This window comes from Tenacibaculum adriaticum (genome assembly GCF_008124875.1).
GTDB classification, from domain to species: Bacteria; Bacteroidota; Bacteroidia; order Flavobacteriales; family Flavobacteriaceae; genus Polaribacter; species Polaribacter adriaticus.
In genome coordinates, this window is the sequence record NZ_VNIA01000003.1 from 337,946 (window position 1) to 351,758 (window position 13,813).

General features: G+C 29.6%; 13 protein-coding genes. 2 read left to right on the forward strand and 11 right to left on the reverse strand.

Annotated elements, in window-relative coordinates; genetic code table 11:
- Positions 1-4: 4 nt before the first annotated feature.
- The 6 genes from C7447_RS10565 to C7447_RS10590 form a co-directional block, all read right to left on the reverse strand.
- Complete coding sequence (locus tag C7447_RS10565; protein ID WP_394343760.1) at positions 5-1,135, reverse strand: efflux RND transporter periplasmic adaptor subunit; 1,131 nt, start codon at positions 1,133-1,135, stop codon at positions 5-7.
- Positions 1,136-1,147: 12 nt separating this feature from the next.
- Positions 1,148-1,648, reverse strand: coding sequence for a GbsR/MarR family transcriptional regulator (locus C7447_RS10570; protein ID WP_148870482.1), 501 nt, complete (start codon positions 1,646-1,648; stop codon positions 1,148-1,150).
- Between the two features lie 149 nt (positions 1,649-1,797).
- On the reverse strand, positions 1,798-2,628 hold the full coding sequence (gene ygiD / locus C7447_RS10575; RefSeq protein WP_148870662.1) for a 4,5-DOPA-extradiol-dioxygenase: 831 nt from the start codon (positions 2,626-2,628) through the stop codon (positions 1,798-1,800).
- Positions 2,629-2,785: 157 nt separating this feature from the next.
- A complete protein-coding gene (locus tag C7447_RS10580; protein ID WP_148870483.1) occupies positions 2,786-3,361 on the reverse strand; it encodes a YceI family protein in 576 nt (191 codons plus the stop codon).
- Between the two features lie 14 nt (positions 3,362-3,375).
- A complete protein-coding gene (locus C7447_RS10585) occupies positions 3,376-4,260 on the reverse strand; it encodes an SDR family oxidoreductase (RefSeq protein WP_148870484.1) in 885 nt (294 codons plus the stop codon).
- Between the two features lie 6 nt (positions 4,261-4,266).
- Positions 4,267-4,899 (reverse strand): nitroreductase family protein, encoded by a 633-nt coding sequence (locus C7447_RS10590; protein WP_148870485.1) that lies wholly within the window; start codon positions 4,897-4,899, stop codon positions 4,267-4,269.
- Between the two features lie 110 nt (positions 4,900-5,009).
- Here C7447_RS10590 and C7447_RS10595 point away from each other — a divergent pair, with 110 nt between their 5' ends.
- Positions 5,010-5,369 carry a winged helix-turn-helix transcriptional regulator gene (locus C7447_RS10595; protein WP_148870486.1) on the forward strand — a complete coding sequence of 120 codons (360 nt, stop codon included), beginning with the start codon at positions 5,010-5,012 and terminating at the stop codon, positions 5,367-5,369.
- 217 nt (positions 5,370-5,586) lie between these two features.
- Here C7447_RS10595 and C7447_RS10600 read toward each other — a convergent pair whose 3' ends face one another.
- The 5 genes from C7447_RS10600 to C7447_RS10620 all read right to left on the reverse strand — a co-directional run bounded on the left by C7447_RS10600 (position 5,587) and on the right by C7447_RS10620 (position 11,146).
- Complete coding sequence (locus C7447_RS10600) at positions 5,587-5,817, reverse strand: hypothetical protein (protein ID WP_148870487.1); 231 nt, start codon at positions 5,815-5,817, stop codon at positions 5,587-5,589.
- 178 nt (positions 5,818-5,995) lie between these two features.
- Complete coding sequence (locus C7447_RS10605; protein ID WP_148870488.1) at positions 5,996-6,805, reverse strand: DUF4249 family protein; 810 nt, start codon at positions 6,803-6,805, stop codon at positions 5,996-5,998.
- Between the two features lie 12 nt (positions 6,806-6,817).
- On the reverse strand, positions 6,818-9,502 hold the full coding sequence (locus tag C7447_RS10610; protein WP_246143059.1) for a TonB-dependent receptor: 2,685 nt from the start codon (positions 9,500-9,502) through the stop codon (positions 6,818-6,820).
- An 88-nt stretch (positions 9,503-9,590) separates the two neighbouring features.
- The gene (locus C7447_RS10615; RefSeq protein ID WP_148870489.1) at positions 9,591-10,559 is read right to left on the reverse strand and encodes a FecR family protein; all 969 of its coding nucleotides are present in this window, start codon (positions 10,557-10,559) and stop codon (positions 9,591-9,593) included.
- Between the two features lie 68 nt (positions 10,560-10,627).
- Positions 10,628-11,146 (reverse strand): sigma-70 family RNA polymerase sigma factor, encoded by a 519-nt coding sequence (locus C7447_RS10620; RefSeq protein WP_170245988.1) that lies wholly within the window; start codon positions 11,144-11,146, stop codon positions 10,628-10,630.
- 473 nt (positions 11,147-11,619) lie between these two features.
- Here C7447_RS10620 and C7447_RS10625 point away from each other — a divergent pair, with 473 nt between their 5' ends.
- On the forward strand, positions 11,620-13,758 hold the full coding sequence (locus C7447_RS10625) for a catalase (RefSeq protein ID WP_148870491.1): 2,139 nt from the start codon (positions 11,620-11,622) through the stop codon (positions 13,756-13,758).
- The last annotated feature ends 55 nt before the right edge of the window (positions 13,759-13,813 follow it).

Here is a 13,813-nt window from a genome sequence, read left to right on the forward strand (position 1 = left end):
TTTTCTAATTCTTAAACAATACTTTAATAGGTTGAATAATGCTATCAAAAGCTACTTCTTGTGGGGTAATAGCTGTATCGTTACGTAGTTTTCCAACACCTTCCACAACAATTTTATCACCAGCTTTTAAGCCAGATTCTACGATGTAAAGATTGTCTACACTTGCTTTAACATTTATTATTGAAGAGCTTACTTTATTATCTTCTCCTAGTTTAAAAATAATTATTTTCCCTTGTTGTTCATATGTTGCTCCTTGAGGCACAACAAGCATATTTTCATAAGTAACAGGTATTTGAATTTTACCGCTGTTACCATTTGTAAGTAATTGGTTTGGGTTGTCAAAAACAGCCCTAAAACTTACAGTACCAGTGTTTTGATTTATTTGCCCAGTGCTCGTTTCAATTTTTCCTTTTTGAGGATACGTTTTTCCATTTGCTAGTATTAAATCGACTCTTGGGAAATTATTAATCTTCTCTTCTAAATTTTTTCCTTTAGTATTCTGGATAAAATCTAAGTACTTCGCTTCATTCATTGTGAAAAAAGCATAGACTTGTTTAATGTCACTCACTGTTGTTAAAGGAGTTTCATCACTTGGACTCACAAGCGACCCTTCTCTAAATGGAATAGCTCCCACATAACCATCTATAGGGCTTTTAACAGTGGCATACCCGATATTTGCTGCAACACTATTATAATTAGCTTTTGCTTGTGCCAGATTAGCTTTTGCTGTTTCTAGCTGAACATTGCTAATAATACCTTTTTCTACTAATGGAACCAGTTTGTCTATTTCTACCTGAGCTACATTTACTCTTGCTTTTGCTGCTCCTGCATCTTGACTTAATGATTGTGTTTCCAGTTTAAATAAAGTTTGACCTTTTCTAACTTTTTGACCTTCATCTACAAATACTTTTTGAATGTATCCAGATACTTTTGCTCTTACATCACTGTTAATAACACCTTCAATATTTGTAGGATAGGTTTCAAACCCTGTTACTGTTTTATTTTGTACATGAGAAACAGGGAAAGTGGCTGGTGGTCTTTGTGCTGCTTGTTTATTTTGTTGTTTATCAGCACAACTTGATATTAGTAAAATACTTAAGCTTAATACTAACATTACATATTGGTTAATCTTTATCATTATTTAAGGTTAAATTTTATTGTTGTTTTCTATGATTTTTGTTCTTAATTCTGAAATTGATTTGGTAGCTTCATTTAAAAATTTGATATAGTTATCGTGAAAATCTAAATCAAACTTTGAAGCTTCATCTTTCGCTACACTATTTGCATTTACTTTATAAGCCTTAATTTCTAAATGCAAATCTTTTTGATCCAACCAAGATTCCATCATATTATCAATGCTTTGAATAATATTATCTTGATTAATTGTGAAATATTTTTTTCTATCTCCAGGTTTTGTGAAATACAAAATCTTCTTTAAGTTTTGCAGATGATTTAAATGTGTAGAAATTGTGCTTTTACTTGCACATAAATGGGTTACTAAGTCTTCGAATGTAGTCCCTACTTTTCCTGTGAGTATAATATAAGATAAGATTCGTGCTGCAACAGGAGCTAATTGTTCTTTGTTTTCAAGCAAAACACCCAATCTTTCTACTAAATTTTGCTTTTGCTTACATATTGTGGCGCTCATTTTTTTTAAATTTATAGAACAAAAATAACTTTAGTTCGGAACAAACCGAACTAAACGAAGTTAATAAAATGTTAAATAAGATCAGTTTTATTAACAGTTATGAAATTAGATGATTACGAGTGCTTAAAAAGTAGCTGTTTTATTTTTAATTACTCTATTTTTAATGAAGTCATACTTAAAGAGCCCGCAAGTAATTTATCGTTAAAAAGGCGAATGCTTTCTTTATTTTGTTGCAGTCCTAAAGTGTAAATTAGAGGCAAATAGTGGTCTGGTGTTGGAATTGCTAATTGAAATGCTTTTGACTGGTTTTGATATTTAATTAAAGGCTTATAATCACCATTTATTAAATAATTATTAATAGTTTCTCTAGCTTCAATTGCCCAATCATAACCATAGTTATCTTTATTAAAATTTTTCCAATCTACTAAACCTAAATTATGAATAATGTTTCCACTACCAATAATTAAAATTCCTTTATCCCTTAAAGAATTTAATTGTTTAGCTAATTCAAAATGGTAATTTGTATCTTTAGTATAATCTATACTTAGCTGTATTACTGGAATATCAGCATTCGGAAACAAATGTTTTAACACCGTCCAACTACCATAATCTAAACCCCATTTTTCATCTAATTCTACAAGGGTAGGGTGCAGGAGGTTTTTAGTTTCTATTGCTAATTCAGGATTTCCTTTAGCAGGATATTGTTGTTCATATAATTCTTGAGGAAAACCTCCAAAATCGTGAATGGTTTTAGGCAATTTCATTGCTGTAACTTTTGTGCCTTTTGTAAACCAATGTGCAGAGATACAAATAATAGCATTTGGTTTTGGTAATGTTTTTGAAATGCTCTGAAAACCATTAGTAAATTGATTTTCTTCTATACCGTTCATTGGGCTTCCGTGTCCTAAAAAGAGTACAGGCATTCTTTGGGAAAGCGGAAATGTATCTGATATTTTTTTTAAATCGTTTAAAGAATTCATACTTATATTGATAGAAGCTAATCCTAATAAATTTAAAAACTGTGAACGCTTCATTTGGTTAAAATCATTATTAATTTACTGTCTTATCGAGCGTAATCTAGAACTATTGGTTAGATAGAATTTTAGAATAGACTCAATAAGACAGTAAAAATTGGTTTTAGAATTCTAAATCTGCAACTAAATCAAATTCATCATAAATGGCTTTATCTTTTAAGCCATCAAAAAAGCTAGTAGAACCATATTTTACATCATACTTTGTTCTGTCAACTTTTAAAGAGGTAGTTGCTTTGTTTCCATAAATAGAAATCTCAAAAGAAACAGGATTTGTTTTTCCTTTAATCGTTAAATCTGCAGTTATAGTATATGAATTCTTTCCTTTAGCTTTTACATTTGTAAAAATTAAAGTAGCAGTAGGAAATTTTTCTACACCAAAAAAATCGTCCGACTTTAAATGACCTTCTAGTTTTCCTTTGTATTCTCCAGATAAATCTGTGGAAGCAATAGTGGTCATATCTATTACAAATTCTCCTCCTGTTAGTTTTTCTTTTTCAAAAGATAACGAGCCAGATTTTAAAGTAATGGTGCCTTCGTGTGAGCCTGTTACTTTGTACCCTTTCCAAACTACCTTACTACTTTCTATTTTAATATTTTTTTTCTCTGTTTTCATTGTTGTAAATGATAATACTAATATTCCAATTACTCCAAATGCTAAGGTTTTTAATGTATTTTTCATGGTTGTTATTTTAATTATTTTTGATATACTTGAGTTAAAAATTCATTTATACTTGTTGGTTTTCTGCCTATTAATGATTGAATAGTTGTTCCTGTTTTTATAAATTCTTCTTGTTTAAAAGCTTCAGCAAAACCAGTAAACATGCCAATGTAGTCTTTAGGAACTCCAGATTTTGTTAATGTCTCTATATACTCTAGTTGTGTTGGTGAAATGTATTGAATTGGCTTACCAGTAATTTCAGATATTTGAGAGACTATATCTCTAAAACTAATGGTATTTTCATTTACTATATTGTATTCTTTATTTTTATGAGCTTCTAATGAAGTAAGAATTTTTGCACCAACTTCTGCCATATCATTACGAGTGACAAAAGAATTTTTTCCTTCTCCCGCTGGTAAATAAGCAATACCTGTTTCTAAAAAATTTTCACCTAAAAACATCGGAATAAAATCTGCGTAAATGGTATGTTTTAAAATGGTATAATCTATACCAGAATTTTTCAACCAATTTTCTGTTTTCAAATGTGAGTGTGCTATCCTAGCAATAGGAGAGGTTTCAGTTTCGTTTTCACGAATAAAACTAGTATAAACTACATGCTTTACACCTGCTTCTTTTGCCGCTCCTATTACATTTTCGTGTTGTTTTGTTCTGTTAACAATATCATTACCCGATACAAAATAAAGATTGTCAATATTTTTAAATGCTGATACTAAACTGTCGTAGTTATTATAATCGCCAACATAAACTGTTATTCCTATGTTTTTAAAATCGGTTGCTTTATTAATATCTCTAACTAATATAGATAGCTGCTGATCTGAAGAATATTCTTCTAGAAGGTTGTTTAGTACCAATCTACCTAAATTACCCGTTACACCTGTGATTAATGTATTTCCTTTCATAACTGTTTATTTAATTTCAGTAATAAATTGCTCTTTTGGTGTGCGTACCTTTTTCATATTTACTAACCAATCGTTTGCTTCATCTCTATAGCCTAAAGCAAGTATCAAACTACTTTTTAATCCTAATTTGTTTAAGCCTAATAATTCATCTAATTGTGGAGGTAAAAAACCTTCCATGGGTGTGGCATCTACTTTTTGTTCAGCAGCAGCAGCAATTGCCATTCCTAATGAAATATAGGTTTGTTTTGCTGCGTGGTTTGCATGCCATGCTTGTTCGAGAGGTTCGTACATGCTCCAAAGTTGTTTTTTGTAAGCATCCATTGTTTCATTAGGAAGACATCTTTCTTCCATAGTTCTATTGAAAACTTCTTCAATTTTTTCTAAAGTATAGCCATCCCAAGCAGCAAAAACCAGTAAATGTGAAGCATCTATGATTTGACTTTGATCGAAAGCAATAGATTTTATTTTTTCTTGTAAATCCTTATTAGATATTACAAATATTTGATATGGTTGTAATCCTGAAGAAGAAGGGGCTAATCTTGCTGCCTCTAATATGTATTCTAATTTTTCTTGAGGAATAATATTCCCGTTCATTTTTTTAGTAGCATAACGCCAATTTAGATCTTCTAATAAGCTCATTTTATTTGTTTTATAATTATTGTACAAAAATACGTATATTTGCTATATAAAAGTAAGTGATATACTTTTTGTTACTGATATACTTTAGTATAGTAATAATAAAAAACAAAATGGAAGCAATAACTCAAATAGAAGAGGTCAAAAGATGTTCGGTGCAATATATATTAGCACTTAATGATACATTAAACGTAATTAATGGAAAATGGAAATTACCTATAATTGGAAGTTTAATGTATGGAAAAAAGCGTTTTAAGGAATTAGAACGGAATATTGATAAAATTTCCCCAAGAATGTTGTCTAAAGAATTAAAAGATTTAGAAATCAACGGAATTGTAAAACGAACCGTTTATGATACAACTCCTGTTACAGTAGAGTATGAGTTAACTGAATCAGGAAATACATTTCATAGTGTGTTAGATGTTATGGTAGAATGGGCAGTTGAGCATAGAGAAAGAACTTTGGAGGACTAAAGAATTACATAGTTTTTTGAAGTTATCTTGGCTAAAATTTTATGCTTATCAAGATGCTAAGAACTTTTAGACTCTTAATAAATTTGTTTAAAATACATAGAAAGTAAAAAAACCGATAAACTGTAAGTCTATCGGTTTTTTGAAAGATTTTAAAACTCCTAAGCCGAAATTTTAGAATTCATGCTTAATGAAAAATATTAACTACTCTTCAAAATATTCAAGGATGTTGAATTTGATTATATTGGATTTGATTTTCAATAAAAATTGATTGAATTTGAGAAAATGACAAATTTGAGCTTATAATAGATAAAGGACTATGTGGTTTTTCAATGTTAAAATTTAACTCCACATCTGGAGATATAATTAATAGATCATATGTTATCCAAAATATTTGATAAATGGACTTTATATTGGTTTCAAATTGATAATTATTGAATTTTGAATTCATTTTTAAATTTTAAAAAGTGTATTATGTTTAGGTAAAATATTTTTATACTCAATTTTTTCAAAACATAATTCTGATTAATTTTAGCATTATTTAATAGTAATTTAATCAGCGATTAATCTAATTTTAATGCTGTTTATAGATGTACTCTAGTGTTTATAGTGTCTTTTGATGACAATTATTATTGAACTACATATGATTTAGTATCTACTTCAGAAAGTCTAAAATAACCTAACGCATAATTAGAACTATTTGTTTGGTTAATTATGTTCCCTCTAATAGTTGAAGATATGGTTCCAAAAAGCCCGCCACTATCTGCAGCTTCTAATAGTTTGGTCATATATTCATAGTATCTATTTGAAATACCATAGAGTTTTATAGCAATATTGTCTCCTACAGCAGTATCCTCATTGCTAAATAATCCAAACATTTGGTTTCCTTGAAATAATTCATCAGAAGCGGCAGAATATTCAGGAAAGGGAGTTATATCACTTTCAAAACTTTCTAGATAATAATTGTCTACTGATCCATCATCTTGATAAAAGAATTTTATTTCTATTTCATCTTGACTAAAACCACCATCGTTTTTCTGTTCAATATTATCTTCAATATTAGGCGCTGAAATTAATTTTTCTGTAGCTGTATAAAACTCTCCATTATTTTCTATGTTTAATGTATATGTTTCATTTAATACAGGAACAAAATTAGAGCAAACATATTCACCAGAATCCGGAGCTTCAATAAAATCAAAGACATCTCCAGTACTATTGGTTACGAAAACCGTAGCTCCTGAAACAACAGGGGAAGTAGTATTGTAATACTCTGAAGTTGTTATCAATTTTATAGTTTGTTCATTTCCAGCGGTTCCTTTTATCCAATCAATGGATGCTTCTATTACTAATCTTGGTGGTGCTGTATTTAAATCTACATCTACCACTTCTTCACAACTTGTTAATATAGATATGATAATTAAAAACAATATTTTTTTCATTATTTTTTACTTTTAAAATTTAAAATTATAAGATATACCTGGTACAATACCAAAAATGGAAAGCTTTGTCGCTTCATTTATACCAGTGTCTGTATTTTGTCCGAAAGAAATTGAAGCTGCATTTTTTCTAGCATATAGATTGTAGATACTAAAAACCCATTCACTTTGCCAACCTTTTTTCTTGTTAGGTTTTGGAGTATAGGTAGCTGATACATCTAAATGATGATATGCGGGTAAATTATTTTTATTTCTTGATCCGTAACTAGGAATGTTGATTCCTTGGTATTCATATTGTCCATTTGGAAAGGTGGCCGATTTTCCTGTTTGATAGGTGAAAATTCCTCCAAAAGACCATTTTGGATTAAACTCATAAGCTGCGGTAGCCGAAAGGTTATGTAACTTATCGTAACCAGCTTTATACCATTCTCCGTTATTAATTCCTGTTTCTAGAGGAGTTCTTCCAGGAGTTCTTTGTTCAGATCTTGAAAGTGTATAAGAAAGCCAACCATTTAATTTTCCTGTGTTTTTTTTCAAAAGCAATTCAAAACCATACGCTCTAGTTTCTCCATTTAAAATTACTTGTTCAATAGCGTCATTTGCAATTAGATCAGCACCATCAATATAATCAATTCTGTTTTTCCCTTTTTTAAAGTAAGTTTCAGCTTCTAATGAATAATCACCATCTTTGAAATTTCTAAAATACCCTAAAGCATATTGATCTAATAATTGTGGTTTAATAAATTTACCACTTGGAGCCCAAACATCAAGAGGAGTGGCAGACGACGTGTTCGATATTAAATGAATGTATTGAGACATTCTGTTATAACTAGCCTTTATAGATTGCTCTCTATTTAGTGCATAAGAAATTGCTAATCTTGGTTCTAAATTATTGAATTTTGATATGGTTTCATTTTTTCCATATTTTACCGTTCCAGTAGGGGTTGCGCTTTCATAAATTTGTAAATCATTATTAAAAACGACTGCTTGGTTATCAGCATACGTATTTATTTCTTGATTACCAAGCCTGTAAAACATACTGTAACGAAGTCCATAATTTATAGCCAGTTTATCAGAAAGTTTATGTTCAGCACTCACATATAGAGAAGGCTCAAAAGCATATTTTTTTGCTAACTGATCTGCATTTACACCCGATGAATCATCAGTTGGTTTTATAGTACCTGGATTAAAGTCATAATAGACACTATTGAACCCATAATTTAAAGTCAATTTATTTGATAAATAATGTTTTAAATCGTATTTAAAGTTGTAGTTTTTTATACCAGAATCCCAGTTTATACCAACAAAATCTAATGTTAGTCCGTAGTAATAATCACTATAAATTGCTGAAGCATTAGAAAATAACTTATTTGAAAATATATGATTCCACCTTAAGTTTAATAGAGCATTTCCGTAAGTGTTTTTTACTAAAGAACCTACATCAAAAACATCACGGCCAAAATATCCAGACATAAATACATTGTTATTATCGTTTATTTTATAGTTAAGTTTAGTATTTAAATCATAGAAATATGCTGAATTAGGATCATTAGCTAGTTTTAAAAATAAATGCCCGTAAGAACCTCTACCAGCTACTACAAAAGAACTTTTATCTTTAACTATTGGGCCTTCAGCTAATAAACGAGCGGAAACTAAACCAATTCCTCCTGAAAAATTATAATCTTTGCTATTCCCTTCTTTTTGATAAATATCTAAAACAGAAGAAACTCTACCACCATAATTAGCAGGAATACCTCCTTTGTATAATTTTAAATCTTTAATAACATCTGAATTAAAAACAGAAAAGAATCCAAATAAATGAGATGTATTAAAAACGGTTGCTTCATCTAATAAAATTAAATTTTGATCACTTGCACCACCTCTAACATTAAAACCCGCAGTACCTTCACCAGCATTGGTAACTCCAGGTAATTGGAGCGCAGATTTTATAATATCAACTTCACCCATAACCACAGGCATTTTTTTGATGGTACTTATAGAAAGCTTACTCACACTCATTTCAGGCTTCCTGATATTAGTTTTTTGTTTATTTGATGTAATTACAACTTCATCGAGATTATCACTTTCAGGAACAAGACTATAATTTTTTTGAATATTTTGTGTTAACGATATTTTTTCTTCAATAGTTGTAAAACCTAAGTAACTAATAGAAACAGTATAGTCTCCTTCAGGGAGCGTAATGGAGTAAAAACCATACTCATTTGTAGTTACTCCAGCGTTTATTTCTGGAAAGTAAATGCTAACACCAATAAGTGTTTCGTTAGTTTCAGCATCGGAGATTGTACCGCTAATTGTGAATTTTTCAGTTTGTTTTTTTACTTTAGAAAGAACAACAAGATTGTTTTTGATTTTATATTTAATTGTTGATGTTTTAAAAAGTGCATCAATTGTTTCATTGAGATCTTCTTCATAAACCTTAATGTTAAACTTTTGTTGAATATTTATATCGTCATTATTGAATACAAAACTATACAGTGTTTGTTCTTCTATTTTATTTATAATTGATTCTAAAGAACCATTTTGTATATCTAAGGTTACTTTATTTTGAGAAAAACTATTTGAAGCTATTAGTTGAAAGCTACAAATGATGTAAAAAAAGAAAGATAATTTCATTAAAAAAATATTTTTATCAGAAATGCTTTTTGGCCATAACATGACCGTAAACTGTTTTAATTTCATAAATTTGAATGTTGTTAATTAATACTTATTTCGAGATTAGAATTTATTGACATTTTTATAGTGGGAAAATTGCAGTTTTCCCACTTTGTTATTTTATTATCCACTCATTGGTTTCTGTATTTAGATGATAATTAAAGTCTTTTGATATTTTTAAAATTTCTAAAATTTCGTTTACAGGGGTTGTTTTGTTAAATAGACCTGTAAATTTAGAATTTGCTATTTGCTTATTTTCAAAGGTTATTTTTACATGAAATTGTATATAAAAATCATTTGCTATTTCTTTAAACGGTTTGTTTTTAAATTGTATTTTTCCTTCTCTCCAGGCAATGTCCTCTTCACTTTTAAGCATATTAAACTTAACAACTTCATTACTATTTCTAAAAAAAGTAACCTTATCATTAGGTATCATCAAAATCTTTTCTTCAAAATGTTTATCAGAAGTCACTTCAACTTTCCCTGTGAGTAATGTTGTTTCCGTAATAGGGTTTTCTAAATAAGATTTTACGTTAAAGCTAGTTCCTAATGCTTTTACTTTTATATGATCAGACGTACTTACTGTAAATGGATGCGCTTTATCTTTAGCTACTTCAAAAAATGCTTCACCTTCTAAATATAAAGTCCTTGGAGTTTTTACATTGTAGGATAATTGACTGGATGCATTTAACCAAACTGTCGACCCATCAGAAAGGTCAATTTTTTTAAGCTCACCAAAAGAGGTAGTTACAATTACTTGATTTGTGTTTTTTGAGAGTTGCTGATATGTATAAGCACCCGAAATGATAACTACAATAATTGCAGCATATTTGAATACGTTTTTCCAAGTAGAAGATTTTTGTTTTTTAGGAGTTCTAACAGTATTAAAAAAACGGTTTTTTGCTGTTTCAACGGATGGATTTTGCTTAACGGTATGACTATAAATTGCGGTTATTTTAGTAAATAACTCTTCATCATATTCTACAGAGTTAATCCATAACTCTATTTTATGAATAGTTGCTGTATTTGCAGTTTTTGAAATATATGCCCAAAGTTCCGTTTCTGTAATTTGAGAATTTTCCATAATTAGGGTTTTAATACTTATAATACGTTTGCCAAATAGTAATACCCTATTTTTAAAAGGAATATTTTTTATAAATAATCCTTTAACCCTTTTCGAAAAGCGATTAAAGCCTTTGAAATATGAAGTTCTACGGTTTTTATAGAAATATTATTTTTTACAGAAATTTCTTTATATGTTAACCCTTTGTCTCTTGATAATTTAAAAATATCTATTGTTTTTTGTTCAAGACTTTCATAAATAGCCTCAATTTGTTGTAATAATTCCCATTGATTATCTATTTCTGTATGAGTATTTGTATTTAAAGTATATAAACCGTTATGCTTTTCTCTAGTTTGATTTTTTCGATATTCATCAATAATCTTATTTTTCAGTGTTACAATTAAAAAGGATTCTATTGAACGATTGGATTTATTTAGGTTTTCAAAATGTTCCCAAAGTTTGATAAACGTTTCTTGAACTAGTTCTTCCGAAATAGCAGCCTCTTTTAATACTTTATAGGCATAGTTGTATAATCTTTTATAATGTTTATCAAATAAAACAGAGAGTTGAGCTTCTTTGGTTAGTTTGTATGTAGGTTTTTTATTCAAATTTTGACAGAAAATTACAAAACCAAAACTAAAACAATTTTATAGATAAAAAAGTTTTTAGTATTTTCTTATGATTGCATTAACACTTTATTTTAAACTACTTTTTGCTTATTATAGTATATTTTGAGAGTAGTTGTTACAAACGACTTTATATAATTTTGTTCTGATGTAATTATCGATCTTCTGTTGTTCAAAATATTACTATAAGTGTCATTAATAAGATTATAAATGTTTATGACAAGTATTAATTCTTCTCAATTAATATTGACTACGTGAAATGTTTTAGAAGATAAACTTACTTAATATCGTTTGTTCTTAAAAACAGATGATTTTTTTCAGTTTAGCTTTAGAGTTAACATTTAATTTTTTAGAGTTAAAATTATTACGAATAATTTATCAGTTTTAAATAAAATTATAAGTTGACATTGATCAGTATGTTAGCTGTAAAAGACTTAACACTTAAAACTAAAACTATGGCTAAAAGAAAAGAATCAAAAAAGAGAACAAAAAAAGTTGAAGACTTAAAGAAATTTGAAAAAAACATAAAAGATAGTGATATGACTACAAATCAAGGATTGAAGGTCAATGACACTAATAATTCTTTAAAGGCTGGAGAGCGAGGTTCAACTTTACTAGAGGATTTTTTATTAAGAGAAAAAATTACTCATTTTGATCATGAAAGAATTCCAGAACGAATAGTTCATGCTAGAGGAAGTGGAGCACACGGTTATTTTGAATTATATGAAAGTATAGAAGAATTTAGTAAAGCAGGAATATTTACCGATACTAATAGGAAAACACCTGTTTTTGTTCGGTTCTCAACAGTTGCTGGTTCTAAAGGTTCAACAGATTTAGCAAGAGATGTTCGTGGTTTTGCAGTGAAATTTTATACCGATGAAGGCACTTGGGATTTAGTTGGCAATAATATGCCCATTTTCTTTATTCAAGATGCTATGAAATTTCCAGATTTAATTCATGCTGTAAAACCAGAGCCTAATAATGAAATTCCGCAAGCAGCTTCAGCACACGATACTTTTTATGATTTTGTATCAAGAACTACAGAAGCACTTCATAACCATATCTGGGTAATGAGTGATCGTGCTATTCCTAGAAGTTTTAGAATGATGGAAGGTTTTGGAATTCATACATTCCGATTAATTAATAATAAGGGAGAATCTCATTTTGTAAAGTTTCATTGGAAACCTAAATTAGGAGTGCATTCGGTAACTTGGGATGAGGCAGTAAAAATTAGTGGGGCAGATTCTGATTTTCATCGACGTGATTTATGGGACGCTATTGAAGCAGGGCAATTTCCAGAATGGGAGTTGGGCTTACAGATTGTTCCAGAAGCAGATGAGCACAAGTTTGAATTTGATTTATTAGATCCCACCAAATTAATTCCAGAAGAAACAGTTCCTGTAAAAATTATAGGAAAGATGACTTTAAATCGTAATCCAGAAAATTTCTTTGCGGAAACCGAACAAGTAGCGTTTTTACCAGGACATATAGTACCAGGAATTGATTTTACAAACGATCCATTATTACAAGGCCGCCTTTTTTCATATAGAGATACACAGCTTTCAAGATTAGGGAGTCCAAACTTTCATCAAATACCTATTAATAGACCAGTCGTAGAAACACATAATAATCAGCGTGATGGACATATGCAAATGGAGATCCCAAAAGGTCAAACAGCATATTTCCCTAATAGTTTAAGTGGGGGTTGTCCCCACCTGTCAAAAATGTCTGAAGGAGCATTTACTTCTTATGAAGAACGGATAGATGCTAAAAAGATTCGAACAAGAAGTGAGAGTTTTAGTGATCACTATTCTCAACCAGCTCTGTTTTATCGTAGTCTTGCTGATTGGGAACAACAACATATTGCAGATGCTTATACTTTCGAACTCGGGAAATGCAATCACAAAGATATCCAAGAACGCATGTTATGGATTATTGCTCAGATAGATGAAAGCTTATCTGAAAAAGTAGCAGATGGTTTGGGAGTTAAGGTTCCTAAAAAAATAGAAAAACCCGTTAATCAAGCCATTGGTGCAGATGCTGATGTATCTAAATTTCAACCCCCTAAAAAGAAAGTTTATTTAGAGAAAGATCCAGCATTGAGTCAAGACAATACTAAATTTGATTCCATTGTAACAAGACAAATAGCGGTTTTAGTATCGGATGGTTTCTCTATGAGTGATTTTAAAAAAATGACAGATAAACTAAAAAATGAGGGTGCAATGATAAAAATAATTGCTCCTCATGGAGGTACAATTAAATGTGATAAAGGAATGGAACATAAGGTTGATGCTGCTATTGCTACTACGGAAAGTGTTCTTTATGATGCCGTTTATATTCCTGGAGGAAAAAAATCGGTAGATAAATTAAGAGAAAAAAAGAAATTTATTAAATTCATTAACGAGGCATTTAAACATTGCAAAGCTATTGCTGCTGACAATGAAGGAGAAATACTTCTAGATGAAACTTATGTTAAAGAATATAAAGATGATGAAGCAGTTTTAATCAATAAAGATTCTAAGGCTTTTGTTAAAGTAATTTCAAAACATAGAAACTGGAATAGAATGCAAAATGCTGAAAAAATTCCAGTTTAATGGCACATAAAAGTTTTATAAAAAGGTATTGTTTAACAAAGTTCTAAATTATTAT